This window comes from Prauserella oleivorans (assembly GCF_042685745.1).
GTDB lineage: Bacteria > Actinomycetota > Actinomycetes > Mycobacteriales > Pseudonocardiaceae > Prauserella_A > Prauserella_A oleivorans.
Genome location: NZ_JBHUNT010000001.1, coordinates 2,041,315 through 2,062,309 on the forward strand (window position 1 = coordinate 2,041,315; position 20,995 = coordinate 2,062,309).

The 20,995-nt window shown below is 72.1% G+C and carries 19 protein-coding genes; 15 read left to right on the plus strand and 4 right to left on the minus strand.

Annotation, left to right across the window (positions count from 1 at the left end; all coding sequences use genetic code 11):
* The first annotated feature begins 186 nt into the window (after positions 1–186).
* From ACFSZT_RS10170 to ACFSZT_RS10225, 12 genes are all read left to right on the plus strand, one after another.
* Positions 187–768 carry a dihydrofolate reductase family protein gene (locus ACFSZT_RS10170; protein WP_377389113.1) on the plus strand — a complete coding sequence of 194 codons (582 nt, stop codon included), beginning with the start codon at positions 187–189 and terminating at the stop codon, positions 766–768.
* Positions 769–790: 22 nt separating this feature from the next.
* Positions 791–1,168 carry a YciI family protein gene (locus tag ACFSZT_RS10175; protein ID WP_377389111.1) on the plus strand — a complete coding sequence of 126 codons (378 nt, stop codon included), beginning with the start codon at positions 791–793 and terminating at the stop codon, positions 1,166–1,168.
* On the plus strand, positions 1,165–2,382 hold the full coding sequence (locus tag ACFSZT_RS10180; protein WP_377389109.1) for an RNA polymerase sigma factor: 1,218 nt from the start codon (positions 1,165–1,167) through the stop codon (positions 2,380–2,382). Before ACFSZT_RS10175 ends, ACFSZT_RS10180 begins: the two co-directional genes overlap by 4 nt.
* Positions 2,383–2,679: 297 nt before the next feature.
* Positions 2,680–3,108, plus strand: a complete 429-nt coding sequence (locus ACFSZT_RS10185; RefSeq protein ID WP_377389107.1) for a dimethylamine monooxygenase subunit DmmA family protein — start codon at positions 2,680–2,682, stop codon at positions 3,106–3,108.
* Complete coding sequence (locus ACFSZT_RS10190; RefSeq protein ID WP_377389105.1) at positions 3,105–4,040, plus strand: PDR/VanB family oxidoreductase; 936 nt, start codon at positions 3,105–3,107, stop codon at positions 4,038–4,040. The genes ACFSZT_RS10185 and ACFSZT_RS10190 overlap by 4 nt, the downstream gene beginning before the upstream one ends.
* Positions 4,037–5,017, plus strand: a complete 981-nt coding sequence (locus ACFSZT_RS10195) for a heme-dependent oxidative N-demethylase family protein (RefSeq protein WP_377389103.1) — start codon at positions 4,037–4,039, stop codon at positions 5,015–5,017. The genes ACFSZT_RS10190 and ACFSZT_RS10195 overlap by 4 nt, the downstream gene beginning before the upstream one ends.
* Positions 5,018–5,087: 70 nt before the next feature.
* Positions 5,088–6,413 carry a type III glutamate--ammonia ligase gene (gene glnT, locus ACFSZT_RS10200; protein WP_377389101.1) on the plus strand — a complete coding sequence of 442 codons (1,326 nt, stop codon included), beginning with the start codon at positions 5,088–5,090 and terminating at the stop codon, positions 6,411–6,413.
* 25 nt (positions 6,414–6,438) lie between these two features.
* Complete coding sequence (locus tag ACFSZT_RS10205; RefSeq protein ID WP_377389099.1) at positions 6,439–7,314, plus strand: glutamine amidotransferase; 876 nt, start codon at positions 6,439–6,441, stop codon at positions 7,312–7,314.
* The gene (locus ACFSZT_RS10210; protein ID WP_377389097.1) at positions 7,302–7,985 is read left to right on the plus strand and encodes a GltB/FmdC/FwdC-like GXGXG domain-containing protein; all 684 of its coding nucleotides are present in this window, start codon (positions 7,302–7,304) and stop codon (positions 7,983–7,985) included. Before ACFSZT_RS10205 ends, ACFSZT_RS10210 begins: the two co-directional genes overlap by 13 nt.
* 11 nt (positions 7,986–7,996) lie before the next feature.
* Entirely contained in the window at positions 7,997–9,310 is a 1,314-nt protein-coding gene (locus ACFSZT_RS10215) for an FMN-binding glutamate synthase family protein (protein ID WP_377389095.1), read from the plus strand.
* Positions 9,307–10,488, plus strand: a complete 1,182-nt coding sequence (locus ACFSZT_RS10220) for an NAD(P)/FAD-dependent oxidoreductase (RefSeq protein ID WP_377389093.1) — start codon at positions 9,307–9,309, stop codon at positions 10,486–10,488. The genes ACFSZT_RS10215 and ACFSZT_RS10220 overlap by 4 nt, the downstream gene beginning before the upstream one ends.
* 129 nt (positions 10,489–10,617) lie before the next feature.
* On the plus strand, positions 10,618–11,277 hold the full coding sequence (locus ACFSZT_RS10225; protein ID WP_377389091.1) for a helix-turn-helix domain-containing protein: 660 nt from the start codon (positions 10,618–10,620) through the stop codon (positions 11,275–11,277).
* A gap of 12 nt (positions 11,278–11,289) precedes the next feature.
* Here ACFSZT_RS10225 and ACFSZT_RS10230 read toward each other — a convergent pair whose 3' ends face one another.
* A complete protein-coding gene (locus ACFSZT_RS10230) occupies positions 11,290–12,837 on the minus strand; it encodes an MFS transporter (protein ID WP_377389089.1) in 1,548 nt (515 codons plus the stop codon).
* Positions 12,838–12,906: 69 nt separating this feature from the next.
* Here ACFSZT_RS10230 and ACFSZT_RS10235 point away from each other — a divergent pair, with 69 nt between their 5' ends.
* Complete coding sequence (locus ACFSZT_RS10235) at positions 12,907–13,482, plus strand: TetR/AcrR family transcriptional regulator (RefSeq protein ID WP_377389087.1); 576 nt, start codon at positions 12,907–12,909, stop codon at positions 13,480–13,482.
* Positions 13,483–13,606: 124 nt separating this feature from the next.
* The gene (locus ACFSZT_RS10240) at positions 13,607–14,611 is read left to right on the plus strand and encodes a M14 family zinc carboxypeptidase (protein ID WP_377389085.1); all 1,005 of its coding nucleotides are present in this window, start codon (positions 13,607–13,609) and stop codon (positions 14,609–14,611) included.
* 86 nt (positions 14,612–14,697) lie between these two features.
* On the opposite strand, the gene ACFSZT_RS10245 is transcribed toward ACFSZT_RS10240, so the two are convergent.
* Genes ACFSZT_RS10245 through ACFSZT_RS10255 form a run of 3 tightly spaced genes read right to left on the minus strand, consistent with a single transcriptional unit; the run spans position 14,698 to position 19,424 of the window.
* Positions 14,698–16,542, minus strand: coding sequence for a serine/threonine-protein kinase (locus ACFSZT_RS10245; protein ID WP_377389083.1), 1,845 nt, complete (start codon positions 16,540–16,542; stop codon positions 14,698–14,700).
* On the minus strand, positions 16,539–18,392 hold the full coding sequence (locus tag ACFSZT_RS10250; RefSeq protein WP_377389081.1) for a serine/threonine-protein kinase: 1,854 nt from the start codon (positions 18,390–18,392) through the stop codon (positions 16,539–16,541). Before ACFSZT_RS10250 ends, ACFSZT_RS10245 begins: the two co-directional genes overlap by 4 nt.
* A gap of 3 nt (positions 18,393–18,395) precedes the next feature.
* Positions 18,396–19,424 (minus strand): tryptophan--tRNA ligase, encoded by a 1,029-nt coding sequence (locus ACFSZT_RS10255; RefSeq protein ID WP_377389079.1) that lies wholly within the window; start codon positions 19,422–19,424, stop codon positions 18,396–18,398.
* 87 nt (positions 19,425–19,511) lie between these two features.
* Between ACFSZT_RS10255 and ACFSZT_RS10260 the strand changes: the two genes are divergently transcribed.
* Entirely contained in the window at positions 19,512–20,930 is a 1,419-nt protein-coding gene (locus ACFSZT_RS10260) for a pyridoxal-dependent decarboxylase (protein WP_377389198.1), read from the plus strand.
* The last annotated feature ends 65 nt before the right edge of the window (positions 20,931–20,995 follow it).

The window sequence follows — 20,995 nt, forward strand, 5'->3', positions numbered from 1 at the left end:
CCAGGTGCATACCCAGCCGTAAACCGGGTAAACGCGTGCACTGTCTGGTGCTCTGGCCGAGGATCGGCAGGCCCTCGTCGACCGCACCCGACCGAGAACTGAGCTCTCCCTCCGCCGTTGTCTGTTCGCGCCCGGCGACCTCGTCATCACTGTGTCGAGCACACGGCACGAGACGAGGAGCACGACATGGCCACCATCAGCGCGTTCGCGAGCGTCACCCTCGACGGCGTCATGCAGGCCCCCGGCCGTGCGGACGAGGACGCCCGCGACGGTTTCCGGCACGGCGGGTGGGCCGCCGGGTATTCCGACGAGGTGATCGGGCGGTTCGCCGCGGCCGGCATGGGGACCACCACGGCGCTGCTGCTCGGGCGCCGCACCTACGACGACCTGCTGGGCTACTGGACGGCGATGCCCGAGCCCAACCCGTTCACCGAGGCACTGGTGACCCAGCCGAAATACGTCGTCTCCCGCCACGAGCACGTCCAGCCGGGCTATCCGAACTCCACGCTGCTGGCCGGCGAGGCCGCCGAGACGGTCGCTCGGCTGAAAAAGGAGGTCGGTGGTGCGCTGACCGTGCTCGGCAGCGGCGAGCTGGTCCGGTCCCTGCACGCGGCCGGGCTCGTCGACGAGTACGTCGTGCTCGTCCACCCCATCGTGCTGGGCGCGGGCACCCGGCTCTTCGGCGACGGCGATCGGGTCGACCTGTCGCTGGCGGATTCGCTGACCTCCACGACCGGCGTCCTGCTCGCGCGCTATCGCGTGCGCTGAACCGAGAATGCGAGGATCGACCATGCGTTACGTGCTGCTGTTCCACTACAGCGAGGAAACCGACGAATCGATCGGGGAGGAGGCGATCGCCGAGGGCATGCGTGCCATGGACAGCTATGCCGCGACGCTGGAACAGGCGGGCATCCTGGTGACCGGTCAGGTGCTGCAGCCGTCGACCAGCTCGACCACGCTCACGCTCGTCGACGGGGAGCCGCGGGTCCAGGACGGGCCGTTCGCCGACACCAAGGAACAGCTCGGCGGCGTGATGGTCATCGACGTGCCGGACCTCGACACCGCCCTGCACTGGGCCCGGCAGGCGCCACCCGCCACGTGGGGCACCGTCGAGGTCCGCCCGGGCGCCGTGCACACCGACTCGGGCACGTGGGTGCCCTCGGTGTGACCGCCGAACCGGCAATCGTCGTCGCGGAGCGCACGGCCCGGGAGTCCTACGGCCGGCTGGTCGCGCTGCTCGCCGCGCCCACGGGCGACCTCCAGCTCGCCGAGGACACCCTGGCGCAGGCCTTCGAGCAGGCACTGACGACCTGGCCGCGGGACGGCGTGCCGGACAACCCGGAGGGCTGGCTACTGACCGTGGCGCGCAACCGGCAGCGCGACCTGTGGAAGTCCGCGGCACACCGCCGATCCGTGGCGCCGGAGGCCGAGCGGGACGCCCGCGTCGTCGCGCCGTTCGACGACCTCGACCCGGATCGCATCCCCGACCGGCGGCTGGCCCTGCTGTTCGTGTGCGCGCACCCGGCGATCGCCGCGCACGTCCGGACGCCCCTGATGCTGCAGACAGTGCTCGGCTTCGATTCCGCCGTGATCGCGCGGCTGTTCGCCGTCCCCGCCGGGACGATGCAGCAACGCCTGGTGCGGGCCAAGCGCCGGATCCGGGACGTTCACATCCCGTTCGTGGTGCCCGGGCGGCAGGCGATGCCGGAGCGGTTGCCGCCGGTACTGGAGGCCGTGTACGGCTGCTACGCGCTGGCCTGGCCCGACCGCGGTGACGTGACCTCGCCGGCGGGCGAGGCGCGCTACCTCGCCGTCACGACGGCCGGCCTGCTCGGCGACGAACCGGAGGCCTGGGCGCTGGCGGCACTGCTCACGCTGGCCTCCGCGCGCGCGACGACACCCGGTCAGCGGTACCTGCCGCTGGCCGACCAGGACCCGGCGACGTGGGACCGGAGGCTGATCGCCGAGGGCGAATCGTACCTGCGGCGGGCCGAGCGGCCCGGTCGGGCGCCGGGGCGGTTCCAGCTGGAGGCGGCGATCCAGGCCGTCCACTGCCACCGCGCGCGCACCGGGGACACCGACTGGCAGGCACTCCGCACGCTCTACACCGCCCTGGTCGCGATCGCGCCGACGCTGGGCAGCCTCGTCGCGCGGGCCGCCGTCGTGGGGCGCACCGACTCCCCGGAGCAGGGGCTGGCGTTGCTGAACGCGCTGCCGCCCGAGCGGGAACGGTTGCAGCCCTACCACGCGACGCGCGCCGCACTGCTCGCCCGACTCGGCCGGGACATGGACGCAGCGCAGGCGCGCGCCGTCGCGGCGAGGCTGGCCGACGACCCGGCGGCCCGGGCGTTCCTCCAGCGGCACATTCCTGAGCCGGACTGATCCGGCGGGCTGGGGCGGGCCGGCTCGAGCCGTCGCACCCGCGTAATACGGTTTCACGCCGCTGTAACCCACCGGGTGTTTCCCGACGAGAGAATCCGTTTCTCAGAGGGACAAGGAGGGTTGCGATGTCTGCCGTGGAAGGTGCCGTCCAGGGAGCCGACAAGGAACCGGGCTGTCCGTCCTTCATCGGCGTCGCCCACTGACCGGGGGCCGATGGTGGGATTCGACCACACGAGCGTGCCCCGGTGGTCCACGTCGGTGCCGAGCGCCGATCTCTCGGGGCGGTCCTACGCCGTCATGACCTTTTCGGACGCCTGCCTGCCTGCCGCTCGCCGGTGGCTGCGGGAACTCACCGGCCGTCCGGTGTGGACCTGGCACGGCGCGCGGGCCGGCGACGACGCGCTCGCGGCGCTGCGCGAGCAGATCGCCGAGGCGAGCGTCGGCTGGCGGCTCCTGCTCGCCGGCCCGGAACCCGACGTGCTCACGGTGCGGTCCGAGGCCGTCCGGGCGGGCGTGCTCGACGCGGAGATCACCGTGTCGGTGTCGGCGTCCGGTCGCCGTCGCGTCTGGTGCGCCCACTGCGGTCACGACACGGAGGCGACCGCCGACATCGGCGCGCTGATCGACTGCGCGGGCTGTGGCCGGTCGCTGCTCGTCTACCACCACGTCGCCCGCAGGCACGCGGCCTATCTCGGGTTCCAGGCCGACGCGGAGGAGGTCCCATGACCACGTTGCGGCTCGTCGTGGCGAGCACGACCGAGATCGCCACGGGCATCCGGGAGATCACCTTCGTCCGGCCGGACGGCGGCGTGCTGCCGTCGCATCCGGCGGGCAGCCACATCGTCGTCGAGGCCGGTGACCAGCGCAACGCCTACTCGCTGACCAACCCGGGAGCACGGCCGCGTCGCTACTCCGTCGCCGTGCTGCTGCGGCCGGACGGCAACGGAGGTTCCCGCGCGCTGCACGACCTGCGTCCCGGCGCCGAAGTGGTCGTCTCGCCGCCGCGGAGCGCGTTCCCGCCGGTGGCCACGGCGCGACGACACCTGCTCGTGGCCGGTGGTATCGGGATCACGCCGATGCTCGCGCACGCCCGGGAGGCGCTGCGCTGGGGCCGGGAGGCGGAACTGCTCTACGTCCACCGGCCGGAGGCGGCCGCCTTCGGCTCCACAGTGGACGACCTGCTCGGGCCGCGCGCGCACCGCACCACCGACCGCGCCGAGTTCGGCAGGCTGCTCGGAAAGCTCCTCGGCGGCGCGCCCATCGGCACCCATCTCTACGTGTGCGGCCCGACGGCGCTGATGGACCATGTGCTGGACACCGCGGCCGGGCTGGGCTGGCCGGCCGAGCGGTTGCACTCCGAGCGGTTCACGCCCGCCGAACTGGAACCGGGCCGCCCGTTCACCGCGCGGCTGGCCAGGTCCGGACGGGACGTGAAGGTGGGTCCGGGCACCAGCCTGCTCGACGCACTCCTCGCCGAAGGCGTCCCGGTGCCCAGCATGTGCAGGCAGGGCGTGTGCGGTGAGTGCCGCGTGCCCGTGTTGTCCGGACGACCGTCGCATCGCGACGAGTACCTCGACGACGACGAACGCGCCGCGGGCACCGCCGTCATGTGTTGTGTGTCCCGCAGCGAGACCGACCTCCTGGAGGTGGACCTGTGACGCAGACGGCCCTGCCCGCACGCATCGCCCAGTTCCCGTTCCCGTTCCGCGCGGACACCTACCGCTATTCCACCAACGTCGAACCCGCTCGCGTGCCCGTTTCGACCGAGGCGGGCGAGTGGGGCGCCGCGATCCTGCACATCGACGAGCACTACAAATCCGAATTGGACGAGCGCGCTCGCATCCTGCGCGGGGACCCGAGCAGGCTCGACGTGCTGCCCCACATGCGGCCGGCGTGCTGGGACGCGCTGCTGACCTGTCTGCGCGAGCTGGCGGCCCAGTACCCGGATGTGTTCTCGCTCCAGGAGGACGGCGCGGACCTGGTGTGGCGCAACGATCTGCTCGGTGTCACCCAGCGGTTCCGGGAGGGTGACGACGAGTCGCTGCCCGGCGGACCGCTCGGCTTCCTGGGCAGCCAGATCCAGGACGACGTCGTGGTGCTCGACCAGCGTGAGGGCTCGCTGTGGGCCGACGCCGGGCTGGTCACCTTCGCCGCCGACTGGTCGCTGCGCTTCGACGTCGGCATGCGCTTTCTGGAAGTGCACGGTCCGGTGCCGCGCATCCACGAGGAAGGCGTGATCACGCGCGCGGAGAAGTTCCTCATGCGGCTGCAGCCCGGCCAGGAGTACCGGCGGACCAACTGGACGATGTCGGTGGGCAGGCGCCTGGACCAGTCCACCGAGCTCTATCCGGAGTGGGGCCGGGACCGCCGGATCGTGGCCGAGCTGCCCGGCGACGAGCTGGCGCGGCAGTTGCATCTGCGGGTGGAGGTCCAGCACCTGATCCGGCTGGGTGACTCCGGTGCGCTGCTGTTTCTGATCCGCACCTACCTGCTCTCGCTCGCCGAGCTGGCACAGGTGCCGCAGTGGCGGCGACGGTTCGGTGCGGTGCTGGCCGAACTGCCCGAGGACATGGCCGATTACAAGGGCCTGACCCGGTTCCGCCGGCGGGCGGCCGACTGGCTGCTCGCGGTGTGACACCGCCATTTCTTGTGAAGATAACGAGTTTCGTGCAAAGATAAGTCTACGACCCGACAGGGAGACCGACATGACGCTCGATGCGCCACCCGCGCCGCTGACCGCGGCGGCCCGCGGCGACCTCGCCGCGCAGGCCCGTGCCGATGGTGTGCGGTTCCTGATGGCCGTGTTCGTCGATCTGACCGGCAAGCCGTGCGCCAAGCTGGTGCCGGTCGAGGCCGCCGAGGAACTGCAGTACGAGGGCGTCGGGTTCGCCGGCTATGCCGTCGGCGCCATCGGCCAGGAGCCGTGCGACCCGGACCTCGTCGCGGTCCCCGACCTCGCCAGCTACACGCTGCTGCCCGCCGTGCGGGAGGGGCTGGCACTGGTGCACTGCGACCCGCACGTCGAGGGGCAGCCGTGGCCGTACGCGCCGCGAGTGATCCTCAAGTCGTTGCTGGAGAAGGCGCAGGAGCGCCGGCTGGAGCTCTACGCCGGAGCCGAGATCGAGTACTTCCTGGTCGCCCGCGACGCCGACGGCAAGCTGGTGCCCGCCGACGGCAGGGACCGCGCCTCCCGGCCGTGCTACGACGCGCGCGGCCTGACCCGGATGTACGACCACCTCACCGGCGTCTCGTCGGTGATGAACGAGCTCGGCTGGGGCAACTACGCCAACGACCACGAGGACGCCAACGGCCAGTTCGAGCAGAACTTCGCCTACGCCGACGCGCTGACCACCGCCGACCGGGTCATCACCGCCCGGTACCTGATCTCCACGCTCGCCGAACGCCGCGGCATGACGGCCACGTTCATGCCCAAGCCGTTCGCCGACCAGACCGGCTCGGGCATGCACCTGCACCTGTCACTGTGGGACGACGGGGAGCCGCTGTTCCCGGGCGACGGGGCTCACGGACTGTCCACTGTGGCCCGCCGGTTCCTCGCCGGAATCCTCGAGCACGCGCCCGCGATGCAGGCGGTGCTCGCGCCCACCGTCAACTCCTACAAGCGCACCGGCGCCACGTCGACGCGGTCCGGCGCCACGTGGTCGCCGCGGCGTGCCACCTACGGCGGCAACGACCGCACCCACTACGTCCGCATCCCCGACGGCAACCGGGTGGAGCTGCGCGGCGGGGACGGCGCGACCAATCCCTACCTGGCGCTGGCTGTCTCGCTCGCCGCCGGGCTCGACGGCATCGACCGTGAGCTCGACCCGGACGTGCCCGACCGCCCGGAACTGCCGCCGACGCTGCTGCACGCCGTCGACGCGCTCGGCGCGGACCCGGTGGTCGCCGCCGCGCTGGACGCCGCCGGTCCGGGTGTCTGCGAGTACTTCGCCCGCCTCAAGCGGGAGGAGTTCTTCGACTGGCACGGCACCGTCGGCTCCTGGGAGCACGACCGCTACCTCACCGCTTTCTGAGGATGTAACCGAAAGGAGACGGCCCATGTGCGGGATCGTCGGTCTCCACCTGCGTGATCCCGAGCTGTATCCACGGCTGGGAAGACTGCTGGAGGGAATGTTGTGTCAGGTCGTCGAGCGCGGCCCGGACTCGGCGGGCGTCGCCGTCTACGGAGACCGGCGCCGGTGCCCTGAAGGCCACGCCGCGGTGTCGGTGCTCTCGGCCGATCCGGAGCGGCTGCGTGAGCTGTTCCCGGATGCCGTCGTGACCGAGGCGGGCGACACCACGATCGTCGCCGCGCCGACGAGCGCCGACGACCTCGTCGCCGCGGTCCGCGAGCGCGTGCCGGGTGCGCGCATCGTGGGTTCCGGCACCGACCTGACCGTCTACAAGGGAACCGGTCATCCTCGGGAGCTGGCCGCCACCTACGACCTGGCGGGCGCGCAGGGCTGGCAGGGCCTCGCGCACACGCGGATGGCCACAGAGTCGGCCGTGACCCCGGAAGGCGCTCACCCGTTCTCCGTCGGACCCGACCAGTGCCTGGTCCACAACGGATCGTTCGCCAACCACGCCACGATCCGCCGCGAGCTGCGGGCCGAGGGCGTGGAGTTCGACTCGGAGAACGACTCCGAGGTCGGTGCGCGGTTCGTCGCGCAGCGCCTGGCCCAGGGCGAGGATCTGGACAAGGCGCTGCGGGCCCTGTGCGAGCGTTTCGACGGCTTCTACACGCTGCTCGTGACCAGCGCCGACGGGTTCGCCGTGGTCCGCGACGCCATCGCGTGCAAGCCCGCGATCATCGCCGAGACGCCCGCGTGGGTCGCGATGGCCTCGGAGTTCCGGGCGCTCGCGGAGCTGCCCGGCATCGAGACCGCCCGTATCTACGAGCCCGAGCCGGAAAGGGTCTACGCATGGCAGCGCTGACGACCACCGAGACCGTCGACCTCTCGCTCACGTCGGTGCGCGAGCTCAACGCCGAACTGCACCAGCCCAAGGCCGCCGCCTACGAGGTGCTGCATCCCCAGGGCGCGCATGCCCTTGCCGCGGGGGTCCACGACGACATCAGCGTCGACATCCGCGGTCACGCCGGGTACTACTGCGCCGGCATGAACGACGGAGGCACGATCACGGTGCACGGCAACGCGGGCACCGGGGTCGCGGAGAACATGATGTCCGGCCTGGTCCGCGTGACCGGTGACGCGTCACAGTCGGCGGGCGCCACCGCGCACGGCGGGCTGCTGGTGATCGAGGGCTCGGCATCGATGCGCTGCGGCATCTCGATGAAAGGCGTCGACATCGTCGTGGGCGGTGACATCGGCCCGATGAGCGCGTTCATGGCGCAGGCCGGGCGGCTGGTCGTCTGCGGCGACGCGGGCGACGGCCTCGGCGACTCGATCTACGAGGCCCGGATCTACGTCCGTGGCAAGGTGGGCGCGCTCGGCGCCGACTGCATCGAGAAGCAGATGCGCGAGCAACACCGCGCCGAACTGGCCGAGCTGCTGGCCGCCGCCGGCCTGGACCACGACCCGGCCGAGTTCCGCCGTTACGGCTCCGCCCGGCAGCTCTACCACTTCGCCGCGCACAACTCGTACTGACAGGAGCAGCCATGATCGACCCCGCCCTGCGCGAGTCCGCGACGTTCGACCGCGCGACCATCGCCGCCATCCAGCGCGCCGCCGCCACCGGCGTCTACGACATCCGCGGCTGGGGGGCCAAGCGCCCGCTGCCGCACTTCGACGACCTGCTGTTCCTCGGCGCGTCCATGTCGCGTTACCCACTCGAGGGCTACCGCGAGCGCTGCGACACCGACGTCGTGCTCGGCGACCGCAACGCCAAGTACCCGCTGCACCTGGACATCCCGGTCACGATCGCGGGCATGAGCTTCGGCGCCCTGTCGGCGCAGACGAAGGAGGCGCTCGGCCGCGGCGCGTCGGAGGTCGGCACGTCGACCACCACCGGCGACGGCGGCATGACCCCCGAGGAGCGGGGACAGTCCAAGCACCTCGTCTACCAGTACCTGCCCTCGCGGTACGGGATGAACCCGGACGATCTGCGCAAGGCCGACGCGATCGAGGTCGTGCTCGGGCAGGGGGCGAAACCGGGCGGCGGCGGGATGCTCTTGGGGCAGAAGATCTCCGAGCGCGTCGCCGAGATGCGCACCCTGCCTGCCGGCATCGACCAGCGTTCGGCGTGCCGGCACCCGGACTGGACCGGGCCGGACGACCTCGCCATCAAGATCCTCGAACTGCGCGAGATCACCGACTGGGAGAAGCCGATCTACATCAAGGTCGGCGCGAGCCGCACGTACTACGACGTGAAGCTCGCCGTCGCCGCCGGAGCCGATGTCGTGGTGGTGGACGGCATGCAGGGTGGCACCGCGGCCACACAGGACGTGTTCATCGAGCATGTGGGCATCCCGACGCTCGCGGCGATCCCGCAGGCCGTGCAGGCGCTGCAGGAACTCGGCCTGCACCGCAAGGTCCAGCTGATCGTCTCGGGCGGGATCCGCACCGGCGCCGACGTCGCGAAGGCCATGGCGCTGGGTGCCGACGCGGTCGCGATCGGCACCGCGGCGCTGATCGCCCTCGGCGACAACGACCCGCGCTACGCCGAGGACTACGCGAAGCTGGGTTCGGCGCCCGGGTTCTACGACGACTTCCAGGACGGCCGCGACCCGGCGGGCATCACCACGCAGGACCCGGAGCTGGCCGCCCGCCTCGACCCGGTGGAGGGCGGCCGCCGCATCGCGAACTACCTGCGCGTGCTCACCATGGAGGCGCAGACGCTGGCTCGTGCGTGCGGCAAGGCGCACCTGCGCAACCTCGAACCCGAGGACCTGGTCGCGCTGACCATCGAGGCCGCCGCCATGGCCCGCGTGCCGCTGGCCGGCACCGAGTGGATCCCGGGGGTGACGCGGTGAACGCGGACGTGGTGATCGTCGGCGGCGGTCTGGAGGGCGCGGCCGCCGCCTGGGCGTTGGCCCGCCGGGGCGTCACCGACGTCGTGGTGTGCGAGCGCGACACCGTCGGCTCCGGCGGCACCGGCAAGTCCAGCGGCGTCGTGCGATGCCACTACGGCGTCTCGTCGCTGGCCGCGATGGCCAACAAGAGCCTGGAGCTGTTCGAGAACGCGGAGGAGATCCTCGGCACCGACATCGGATTCCACCAGACCGGGTACGTGGTCGGGGTCGGCGAATCCAATGTGGACGCGTTGCGGGCCAGCCTGGCCGACCAGCGCGCGGTCGGCGTCCGGACCGAGGAGATCGATCGGGCCGAGGTCGCCAAGCTGTGGCCGGTGGCCGACCTGGACGACTTCGCCGCCTTCGCGTGGGAACCCCGCGGCGGCTACGGTGATGCCTACTCCACCGCGCAGGCGTTCGCGGCCGCCGCCCGCCGGGACGGGGTGCGGATCCGGCAGGGGACCACGGTGACGGAGATCCTCACGTCCGGGGACACGGTCACCGGTGTCCGGCTGGCGGACGGCTCGACGGTCAGCGCGTCCACTGTGGTCGTCACGGCGGGCCCGTGGTCGGTGCCGCTGCTGGCCGCACATGACATCGCGCTGCCCATCACCGTCCACCGGGAACAGATCGTGCTGATCGATCCGGGGGTCGACCTGGGCGCCGTGCCGGTGTTCTCCGATCTCGTGTCGCTGCAGTACGTGCGGCCCGAGGTGTCCGGGGACATCCTCTTCGGCAACAGCGACCTCGCCACGCTGCACCCGGCCGATCCGGACAACTACGCCAACCGGGCCGACTCCGACTTCCTGGAGCTCGCCGTGGGCAAGCTGGCCCACCGCTTCCCCGGCCTGCCCGACGCGTCGATCGCCAGCACCTATGCCGGCTGCTACGACGTCACTCCGGACTTCAACCCGGTCATCTCCCACACGCCGATCGACGGGCTCGTCGTGGCCGCCGGATTCAGCGGCCACGGGTTCAAGATCTCGCCCGCGGTCGGCGCCCTCATCGCCGATCTCGTCGTCGACGGCAAGAGCCGGGACGCCGACATCCCGGAAACGGACTTCCGGCTGTCCCGGTTCGCCGAGGGTGCGCTGCTGCGCAGTCCGCACCCGTATGTGGGCGCGGGGGAGATGCGCTGACCACTCCCGCGGGCATCCACTGTGGAGGTTCGGCGCAGGTGGGCGCCGCGCCGGGAGCTCCGGCGTGGGCCCGGGAGGGCGGGCGAGTATTCCGAACGCCGGTATACTCCCGGGAATGGGCGGGGAGTCGTGAGCAAAGCCGAGCGGAATGGCACGCCAGGGCACGGGCCTGCCGCGCGCGAAGTCGACCGTCCGGCGCCCCGGCAGGGCAGGCTGGAACGGGCGATCGCCGGGCAGGTGCGGCAGCTGCGTCGCGCGCACGGGCTGACCCTGGCCGAGCTGGCCGCGCGCACCGGGATCTCCGTGGCGATGCTGTCCAAGATCGAGAACGCCTCGATCTCCTGCAGTCTCACCACACTCGACCGGCTCGCCGACGCGTTCGACGTGCAGGTCACGTCGCTGTTCCGCACCGCCGACACGCAGCGGGAGGCCGTGTTCACCCCTGCGGGATCCGGTGCGCGGATCGTGCAGCGCGGCACCCGGGTGGGCCACGACTACACCCTCCTGGGCGCGCTGCGCGGCCCGCACAAGCGGATGGAAGCGCACATCGTCACGCTGACCGAGCGCAGCGAGGAGTTCCCGCTCTTCCAGCATCCCGGCACGGAGCTGCTCTACATGCTGGAGGGGGAGATGGTCTACGGCCACGGCGACGCCAGCTACACCATGCGTCCCGGGGACGCGCTGCAGCTGGACGGCGAGGGTGTGCACGGCCCGCGTGAGCTGATCCGGCTGCCGATCCGGTTCCTGTCGGTCGTGGCCTACGGCGAGGCACCCGCCGACCTCGGCTGACCGCGCTCGTGCTCACCGGCTTCCGGCCTCGGGCGCACGGTGCTGGCCCGGCGGTGAGCCCGCAGGTGCGGTGCGGTCCACCGTGCGGCGTGCGTGCAGCGTCAGCGCCGCGGCCACGGCCGTGAGCACCATGCCGGCCAGTGCCGCCATGGTGACCCCGTCGGTGTAGGCGGCGAGCGCCGTGTCCCGCAGTGTCGTGGCGAGGGGTTCCGCCGCCCGCGCCGCGACGGCCAGGGCCGCGGTCACCGTTTCCGTCGCGGCGGGGTCCGCGTCGGCGACGCCCGCCATGCCCGCGCCGTAGACGGCGCTGGAGATCGCGCCGAACACGGCGATCCCCAGCGCACCACCGAACTCGGTGCTCGTTTCGGAGATACCCGACGCCGCACCCGCGCGTTCGGCGGGCGCGGTGCCCAGGACCAGCGAGTTGGCGACCGTCGCGGTGACCCCGACCCCGAGGCTGAGGACCGTGTAGCCGCCGATGAACGCCACCACCGTCGTCTCCGGGGAGCCGAACGCGACCACGGCGAAACCCGCCGCGGCGGCGAGCAGACCCGCGGCCAGCACGGCGGCGGGGCGAACGCGGGCGCCGAGCCAGGCCGCGACGCCCGCACCCGTGAGGCTGCCGGCGAAGGTCGGCAACGCCCACAGCGCCGACTGCAGCGCGGACAGCCCGTGTACGGCCTGCAGGAACGTGAACGCCAGCGCGCCGAGCCCGACGGTGGCCATCGAGACGACGGTGTTCGCGCCGATCGCGACCGAGAACGCGGGCAGCCGGAAGAGCGCCACATCGACGAGCGCGTGCGGGATTCGCCGTTGCCGGACCACGAAGGCCGCCAGCCCGGCGACACCGGCGAGTGCCGCGACGGCACCGGTGGCGTCGAGACCGTGCCCGGCGGTGTGCTTCAACGCGAAGACCAGCCCCGGGACGCCCACGAGCGAGAGCGCGGCACCCGCCAGATCGAACCGAGTGTGCTCGGCGCCCCTCGACTCGGCGATCAAGACCGGCCCGGCCGTGACGAGCAGGATCATCACCGGGACGTTGATGAGGAAGACCGAACCCCACCAGAAGTGCTCGAGCAGCAGGCCACCGATGATCGGACCCGCCACGGCCCCGCCCGAGAACGCCGCCGTCCAGGCGCCGATCGCGATCCGGCGCTGATCGTCGGCGGCGAACATGCCCCGGATCAGCGACAGCGTGGACGGAGCCAGGGTGGCGCCGCCGATCGCCAGCAGCGCCCGGCCGGCGATGAGCAGTTCCGCGGTGGGCGCGTAGGCCAGCAGCAGGGACGCCGCTCCGAACAGCACGGCTCCGGCCAAGAGCAAACGTTTGCGGCCGATCCGGTCACCCAGGCTGCCCATCGTGATGAGCAGGCCCGCGATGACGAAGCCGTAGATGTCCATCGCCCAGAGCCACTGTTCCGCCGTCGGCCGCAGGGCCTCGGTGATCTCGGGTGCTGCCACGAACAACACCGAGATGTCCATCGCCGTCAGCAACGCGGGCAGGAGCAGGATCGCCAGCCCGAACCAGGTGCGAGCGGTTGCCCGGGATGCGGCCACCATGGTGCGAATCGTACGTACGTACAAACCAGCGTCAAGACGTACGTTCGTCAAAATGCTAGGGTCGCCGCCATGAGCCAACGCGAGGATCTGCTGGCGGGGGCGCGACAGTGCCTCGTCGAGAAGGGGTACTACCGCACGACGGCGCGGGACATCGCAGCGGCGTCCGGGGCTCATCTCGCGTCGATCGGGTATCACTTCGGCTCGAAGGACGCCCTGATGAACCTGGCCGCGCTGCAGGCGCAGGACGAGTGGGGCGACGTGGTCGCGGCGGCCGTCCGGGCGAGTGCGCACGCGAGCCCGTCGGACCGGTTGCGGGTGTGCCTGGAACAGCTCATCACGTCGCTGCCACGTCACCGACAGCTGATCGTGGCCAGCGTGCAGGCCTACGCGCAGGCCGAATTCGCCGACGACATCCGGCAGGCCCTCCTCGACGCGGGCGGGCAGGCGAAGGTGGAGTTCGCCGCCGTGCTGCTCGACCGGGAGGCGGACGAGATCGACGACAAGACGGCCGACACTGTCGGCACGATGGCGTACTCGATGGTCATCGGTCTGGCCGTGCAGTCCTTGCTCGCGCCCGCGACACTGCCGACCGGCGAGCAGGCCGTCGCCGCACTGCGCGCACTCGTGGCCGAGCGCGACGATTAGCCGGTCCTCAGTGGACTGCCTTTGTCCACTGAGGATCAGTAAGTCGAGCGTGCGTGGCCGGTGAGCGCAGCGGCGACCACGTCCTGTGTTGCGGCGGTGGTCGAGGCGGAGAAGACTGCGGCGAATGGCGATGTCCACCCGCACCGCGCTCGGCTCCGCGGCCGTGTCGGCGCTGACCGTGCTCGGGTTGGTCACACCCGCCCAGGCCCGCCGGGTCGACGCCAGGCCGGACACCGCGGAGCTGGGCAGGGAGCTGCGCAAGCTGGAATGGCGCAGCGGAGGCGTCGTCAGCATGTCCCGGATCGGCGAATCCAACCAGGGCAGGCCGGTGTGGGGCGCGCGGGTGGGGCACGGTCCGGTCCGCATCCTGTACATCACTCAGCAGCACGGGAACGAGCCGCTCGGCACGCCCGCCGCGCTGCGGTTCCTCGCGGCGACCGGCGTCGGGCGGACGGCGGCGCAGCGGTGGCTGCGCTCCCGGGTGACCGTGGACGTCGTAGTGCGGGCGAACCCGGACGGCCACGAGCACGACTGGCGCTACAACCACGATCCGTCCGCCCGGCCCGGGCACGGCAAGCCCCGTAAGGGCTACGACCTCAACCGGTATCACGACCCGCACATCCCGCCCGCCGACAACCCCGCCACGGAGGCCGGCCTCATCCAGCGACACTACGCCGGGTTCCGCCCGGAGATCGTGGTCGACTACCACATGCAGGGCCGGTACGTGCTCGGTGACGGCCGGGAGATCACGGCCTCGCTGATGTGGCCCACCACCCCGGGCGTCACGCCGTCCGCCGGCGCGTTCGCCCGGCAGATCGCGGTGGTGGCGCAGCGTGCGATGACGGCCGCGGGTGGCACCGTGACGCAGTTTCCCGGCGGGGAGTACCGGGGCATCGCGCGCAATGCCTACGGCCTGTGCGGCAGCGGCAGCGTGCTCGTCGAACTGAGCGATCTGGGCGCCGAGCACGAGCGCGCACAGATCGACTCCGCACTGCGGGCCATGCTGGCCGTCGCGTGGAGCGCCGCCGACGGATCGGTCGAGCGGGTCGATCCGGGAGCGGCCGAGCGCCTCCCGCCCCGCGGTGAGCCGTTGCCGGACACGGACACCACCGAGCGGGCGGCGGACTGAGACCGGCGCCGGCGTCGGGGCGGGCACCGAGTGCGGGCGCCGGTGGCGGGCGTGCCCGGCTTACCGGCGCCGGTGCGCCGGGCCGCTCACGCGGGCGGCAGGGTCGCGATCGCCGCCTTCGCCACCGGAATCGCCTTCTCGCAGGGGTGTCCCGGCACGTCTCCCATGTACTGCAGACGCACGGCCTCGCCTCGCCGGTCGGTCATCGGCCGCTGCATCCACGTCACCGCACACGACGTCTCACTCACGAGCCGGGAGTAGCCGCGGACGCCGTCCAGGTCGACGGGGCCGTAGCCCTCGTCCGGGTACGCGCCCGGGAAGACGTAGTCCACCGACAGGCGCACGGTTCCGCCGGTGGTGGACCACACGCAGGTGTGCAGCCGTTCCACGGTCTTGTCCTGCACGGCGCCGACGGCGTCGTTCATCGTGCGATCGTCCACAAGGGAGCACGGGTCGACCCGGATCGCGCTGTGGTCGGGAAGGTTTCGCGTGCCCGCTCCGGCGCGCAGCCGCTCGACGTACGCCGTCAGCAGGGCTTCCGCGTTCTCGCACGGCTCGCCGGACGGACCCGCGTGGTCGTCGACCGACAGAGCCAGCTGCGGGTCGTCCGGCAGACTCACCGACAGCGTGCAGCCGCTCAGCGTGGACACGAGCACCGGAAGCCCGGCGATCTCGTCGCCGGACTCGGTGGCGCCGTCGTCGGCACGGTCGCCGAGGGCCACCTCGAGCCGGTCGCCGTCCTCGTTCTCGTAGTGGCAGGAGTGCACGCCGAATCCGTCGCGATTCGGTTCGAGGAGCCCGAGCCCGCGCACTCGCTCGTCGCCGAGGACCTCGCACGGGTCCACCATGCGTAGCCGGTCGGCGCTGAGGGTCTCCGCGATCGGGGCCAGGCGCGGCGGCTCCGGTTGCGCGCCCGCGGACGGTTCGTCGCCACCCCGGGTCAGGGCGATGATCGTCCCCGCGGCCACGACGGCCACGGCTCCCAGCGCCGCTGCGACCGCGAGCCCCCGGCGGGCCCGGCGTGGCTCGGCCGGCGGGATGGGCACCGGCCAGGACAGCGCTGCCCGGACCTCCGCTTCCTGCCGGGCGATCAGGGTCTCCACGGCGGGCGGCCAGGGCGACAGGCCCGGCGGCACCGGGCCGAGGAAGTCCAGCAGTTGAGCGGGTGTCGGGCGCTGCGCGGGGTCCTTGGCGAGGCACGGTTCGGCGATCTGCCGGACCTCGGCCGGCACCCCGCTCAGCTCCGGTGAGGCGTGGACGACGTTGTACAACGTCTGCGCGGCCGTCGTCCCGGTGAACGGGCCCCGGCCGGTCGCCGCCATCACCAGCACCGCGCCCAGCGAGAACATGTCGCTCGCGGGCGTCAGCTGCGCGCTCGCGGCCTGCTCCGGGGACATGAACGCGGGCGAGCCGATGATCGCGCCCGTGCCGGTGAGCTCGGAGCCCTCCGCGGCGCGGGCGATCCCGAAGTCGATCACCCGCGGCCCGTCCCGGGTGAGCAGGACATTGCCCGGCTTGAGATCCCGGTGGATCAGCTGTGCCCGGTGTACCTCCGCCAATGCCGCCGCGAGCCCGACGGCCAGCCGGTGCAGCGCCGGCAGGGGCAGCGGACCAGCAGCGTCGACGGCCTCCCGCAACGACGGACCGGCGACGTACACCGAGGCGAGCCAGGGAGCGTCGGCCTCGGGATCGGCGTCCATGACCGCCGCGGTGTAGGCACCGGACACCCGGCGCGAGGCGTCGACCTCGTGCGCGAACCGGGCGCGGAACCCGGCGTCGTGGGCGAACCCGGGGTGGATCTGCTTGACGGCGGCGAGGCGGCCGTCCGGCGCGACGGCCAGGAACACCCGCCCCATGCCGCCCTCGCCGAGCAGCGCCAGCGGGCGGTACTGCCCGATCGGACCGGCCTCGTCCGGACGCAGTGGCCTCATGCGCGTGGCAGCCCCTCCAGGACGACCCGGGCGAGCTCCCGGGTCCGCCCGCACGTCTGTCCGACCGGCAGGCGCGTCGCGGTCGCCCGATAGCGGATCCGCACGACCTGGGAGGCCTTGTCCGTGTCCGGCGCATGCGACCAGGTGATCTCACAGGCCGGGCTCGCGACCTGGGGTTCGGCCTGCTCTTGAACCGTCCTGCCGCCGAGGTCGACGGCTCTGTAGGTGCCGGGCAGCCGCTCCGGCGGGGTGGACAGCTCCAGGGTCACGGACACCGTGCCGTCGACGTGCAGGTCGCACTGGTGGAGCCCGTACGGCTCGGCGCCGGCGAACCGGTCGAAGATCGCCCGGCCGCGCGAGGCGGGCACGAGCGAGCACGGGTCCACTGTGGCCAGTGTGGATCGCGGACCCTGCCAACGGCCCTCACCGGATCGGATCGCGGCCAGGGCGTCGGTGAGCAGGGTCGTCGCGGTACCGCACGCGTCCGGGTCCTCGACGTTTCCGACCCCGGGCCCCACCGTCACCCCGATGCCACTCGTCGGCTGAGCCGGAATGAGCGCGGCCACCTCACAGCGGCCCGGATCGTCGGACCGCTCGACGACCGCGGGTAGCCCGGCGACGTCCTCGGCGGGCACGCCGTCGGGGGGCAGCTGGTCGCCGATCGACAATTCGATCCACTGGCCGTCCGGTGTCTGGTACGTGCAGTGGAAGAAGTGCACGGCAATGGCCACCGTGAGCTCGCCCCCGAGCACGCGGCACGGGTCGAGCTCGCGCAGCCGATCGGGGGAGAGGGGATCGGGCGGCGTGGAGCTGTTCGCCGAGGTCGTCGGTGTGGTGGTCACCGGCAGCGCTGTGCCCGGCTGCGGTTCGGTGACGCCGATCAGCGCGGTCGCCACCACCGCACCGGCGAGCGCGGTTACGCCGAGCGCGGCGAGCACGGGCCGGCGCGACCTCCCGGTGAGCTCGGCCGCCGGTGCGGATCGTGCCTCGGCCTCCTTCGCGGTGATCAGCTCGGGTACCGGCGCCGGCCACGGCATCGCCGCCGGCGGTACCGGCCCGATCAGCTCGCGCAGCTGCGCCGGCGTGGGCCGCTGCACGGGATCCTTGGCCAGGCACGGCTCCACGAAATGCCGCACCTCGGCGGGCACCCCGCTGAGATCCGGTTCGCCGTGCACGACGTTGTAGAGCGTCTGCGGCGTCGACGCCCCGGCGAACGGGCTCCGCCCGGTGGCGGCCATGACCAGCAGCGCGCCCAGCGAGAACACGTCGCTCGCGGACGTGAGCGGCCCGCCCTCGGCCTGCTCCGGCGACATGAACCCGGGCGAGCCGATCACCGAGCCCGTGTGCGTCAGCTCCGAGCCGCCCTCCACCGCGCGGGCGATGCCGAAATCGATCACCCGCGGTCCGTCGGCGACCAGGAGCACGTTGCTCGGCTTCAGGTCACGGTGCACGAGCCCGGCCCGGTGGATGTCGGCCAGCGCGGAGACCAGCCCCGCCGCGAGGTGCCGCAGCGACGTCACCGGAAGCGGTCCCGCGGCGTCGACGGCCTCCCGCAACGACGGCCCCGGCACGTACACCGACGCCAGCCACGGTTCGGCAGCGTCCGGGTCGGCGTCCATGACCGCCGCGGTGTAGGCGCCCGAGACGCGGCGCGACGTCTCCACCTCACGCCGGAAGCGCTCCCGGAACCCCCGGTCGTGGGCGAACGCGGGATGGATGCGCTTGACGGCCGCCAGCCGCCCGTCCGGTGACACGGCCAGCAGCACGCGGCCCATGCCACCCTCGCCGAGCACGCCCAGCAGGCGGTAGCGGCCCGCGTACCGTGGCTCACCGGCGCCGAGGGGCTGCACGGCCTACCGGTTGACGCCGATGGCCTTGCGCACCGAGGACAGCACCCGCGAGGCGCGCTCACGGGCCTTCTGGGCCCCCTCGTCGAGCACCACGTCGAGGTCGCTGCCCGGCTTCATGAGCTCGTCGTAGCGCTCGCGCATCGGCCCCAGCTCGGTCAGCAGAACCTCGAACAGCACGTTCTTCAGCTCGCCCCAGCCCATGCCGCCGGCTTCGAGGCGCTTGCGCGTGTCGGCGACGACGTCGGCCGACGAGGGCGGCGCGAACTGCTCCAGGATCTGGAACACCGGCGAGCTGTCCGGGTCCTTCGGCGCCTCCACCGGCGTGCTGTCGGTGGGGATTCGCCGCACGAGCTTCTTCAGCTGGTTCTCGGGCAGGAAGAGCGGGATCGTGTTGTCGTACGACTTGCTCATCTTGCGCCCGTCGAGGCCCGGCAGCGTGTTGCCGTTCCCGGACTCGGGGATGATCGCCTTCGGTATCTTGAAGGAGTACGAGTCGCCGTAGACGTGGTTGAAACTGCCCGCGATGTCGGCGGCGTACTCGACATGCTGCACCTGGTCCTTGCCGACCGGCACGACGTCGGACTCCATGATCAGGATGTCCACCGCCATCAGGATCGGGTAGTTGTACAGCCCCATGTTGACGCCGGCATCCGGGTCCTCACCGGCCTCGACGTTGCGGTCCCTGGCCGCCTTGTAGGCGTGCGCCCGGTTCATCAGGCCCTTGCCGGTCATGCACGAGAGCACCCAGTTGAGCTCGAAGATCTCCGGTACGTCCGACTGCACGTAGAACGTCGTGCGCCGGGGGTCGAGACCCGCGGCGAGCCACGAGGCGGCCACCGAGCGGGTGTAGTGCCGCAGTTCCTCCGGGTCGCGCACGGAGGTCAGCGCGTGGTAATCGGCGATGAAGTAGAGCGAGTCGTACTCCTCAGCCAGTTGCAGCGCCGGCCGGATCGCGCCGATCAGGTTGCCCAGATGGGGCTCGCCGGTCGGTTTGATGCCGGTCAAGGAGACCTTCGCTACGGGCTGTGACATACCTGCCATCCTACTGACCTGGGACGCCGCGACGGCTCGCGCCCACCCGTCGCCCGGCGCCGCTACGTTCGTCGCATGAGCGCGCACATGACGCCCGACGAGTTCCGCAGGCACGGCAGACAGGTCGTCGACTGGATCGCGGACTACCTCGAGAGCCTGGAGTCGCGGCCGGTCCGGTCGCAGGTCCGGCCCGGCGAGGTGCGCGCCGCGCTGCCGTCCGCGCCACCCGAGCGGGGCGAGCCGTACGAGCAGGTGCTGGCCGACCTGGATCGCGTCCTCCTGCCGGGCATCACCCACTGGCAGCACCCGAGCTTCTTCGCCTACTTCCCGGCCAACGCGAGCGGCCCGGCGATCCTCGGCGACCTGCTCTCGTCCGGCCTCGGCGTGCAGGGCATGTTGTGGGCGACCAGCCCGGCCTGCACCGAGCTGGAGACCGTGGTCGTCGACTGGCTCGCCCGGCTGCTCGACCTGCCCGCGGCGTTGCGCACCGATTCGGCGGGCGGCGGCGTCATCCAGGACACGGCCTCGAGCGCGAGCCTGGTGGCCCTGCTGGCGGCGGGCAGCCGCGCGGGTGGCGAGCTCGCCCGGCGCACGGTCTACACGTCGTCGCAAACGCATTCGTCGCTGGAGAAGGCGTGCCGCATCGCCGGCATCGCGCCCGGGAACCTGCGCGTCGTGGACGTCGACCCGCGGACGCTCGCGCTCGACCCGGAGCACCTGCGCTCGCTCGTCTCGGCCGACGTCGCGCAGGGTGCCGTCCCGACGCTGGTGTGCGCGACCATCGGCACGACGGGCACCACGGCCATCGACCCGGTGCGCCGCATCGGCGAGATCTGCCGCGAGCACGGCGGCTGGCTGCACGTCGACGCCGCCTACGCCGGCGTTTCCGCGGTCTGCCCGGAGCTGCGGTGGATCAACGACGGCGTCGCCGACTACGCCGACTCCTACGTCACCAACCCGCACAAGTGGCTGCTGACCAACTTCGACTGCTCCGTGCTGTGGCTGCGCGATCGCCGGCCGATGATCGAGGCGCTGTCGATCCTGCCCGAGTACCTGCGCAACGCCGCCACACTCTCCGGCCAGGTCATCGACTACCGGGACTGGCAGATCCCGCTGGGCCGCCGGTTCCGGGCGCTCAAGCTGTGGTCGGTGATCCGCTGGTACGGCGCCGAGGGTCTGCGGGAGCACATTCGCGGGCACATCCGGCTGGCCGACGAGTTCGCCGGGCTCGTGGCGGCGGACGAGGAGTTCGTGCTGTGGGAGCACCATCCGTTCGGCCTCGTGTGCTTCCGGCCCCGGTGGCCCGGTCTGCCCATCCAGGACGCGAACGAGGCGACGATCGCGTTGCTGGAGCGGCTCAACGACTCCGGGGAGCTGTACCTGAGCCACACCAAGGACACCGAGCACGTGCTGCTGCGCCTGGCCGTGGGCGCGCCGTCCACCGGGCGGGAGCACGTGCACGCGGCCTGGCGGGTCATTCGCGACACCTACGCCGCGATGGCGTAGCCGACGTGACCGGACGAACGCCGTGTTGCCGCCGGGAGTGGCTCGCCGACGCGGACGAACCCGCG

What these genes read in the sequence shown, in the direction of transcription:
- glnT (WP_377389101.1), top strand. Translation starts at nt 5,088, where the DNA reads ATGACGCTCGATGCGCCACCCGCGCCGCTGACCGCGGCGGCCCGCGGC.
- ACFSZT_RS10215 (WP_377389095.1), top strand. Translation starts at nt 7,997, where the DNA reads ATGATCGACCCCGCCCTGCGCGAGTCCGCGACGTTCGACCGCGCGACC.
- ACFSZT_RS10190 (WP_377389105.1), top strand. Translation starts at nt 3,105, where the DNA reads ATGACCACGTTGCGGCTCGTCGTGGCGAGCACGACCGAGATCGCCACG.
- ACFSZT_RS10205 (WP_377389099.1), top strand. Translation starts at nt 6,439, where the DNA reads ATGTGCGGGATCGTCGGTCTCCACCTGCGTGATCCCGAGCTGTATCCA.
- ACFSZT_RS10240 (WP_377389085.1), top strand. Translation starts at nt 13,607, where the DNA reads ATGGCGATGTCCACCCGCACCGCGCTCGGCTCCGCGGCCGTGTCGGCG.
- ACFSZT_RS10185 (WP_377389107.1), top strand. Translation starts at nt 2,680, where the DNA reads ATGACCTTTTCGGACGCCTGCCTGCCTGCCGCTCGCCGGTGGCTGCGG.
- ACFSZT_RS10175 (WP_377389111.1), top strand. Translation starts at nt 791, where the DNA reads ATGCGTTACGTGCTGCTGTTCCACTACAGCGAGGAAACCGACGAATCG.
- ACFSZT_RS10260 (WP_377389198.1), top strand. Translation starts at nt 19,512, where the DNA reads ATGACGCCCGACGAGTTCCGCAGGCACGGCAGACAGGTCGTCGACTGG.
- ACFSZT_RS10230 (WP_377389089.1), bottom strand. Translation starts at nt 12,837, where the DNA reads ATGGTGGCCGCATCCCGGGCAACCGCTCGCACCTGGTTCGGGCTGGCG.
- ACFSZT_RS10245 (WP_377389083.1), bottom strand. Translation starts at nt 16,542, where the DNA reads ATGAGGCCACTGCGTCCGGACGAGGCCGGTCCGATCGGGCAGTACCGC.
- ACFSZT_RS10170 (WP_377389113.1), top strand. Translation starts at nt 187, where the DNA reads ATGGCCACCATCAGCGCGTTCGCGAGCGTCACCCTCGACGGCGTCATG.
- ACFSZT_RS10235 (WP_377389087.1), top strand. Translation starts at nt 12,907, where the DNA reads ATGAGCCAACGCGAGGATCTGCTGGCGGGGGCGCGACAGTGCCTCGTC.
- ACFSZT_RS10210 (WP_377389097.1), top strand. Translation starts at nt 7,302, where the DNA reads ATGGCAGCGCTGACGACCACCGAGACCGTCGACCTCTCGCTCACGTCG.
- ACFSZT_RS10255 (WP_377389079.1), bottom strand. Translation starts at nt 19,424, where the DNA reads ATGTCACAGCCCGTAGCGAAGGTCTCCTTGACCGGCATCAAACCGACC.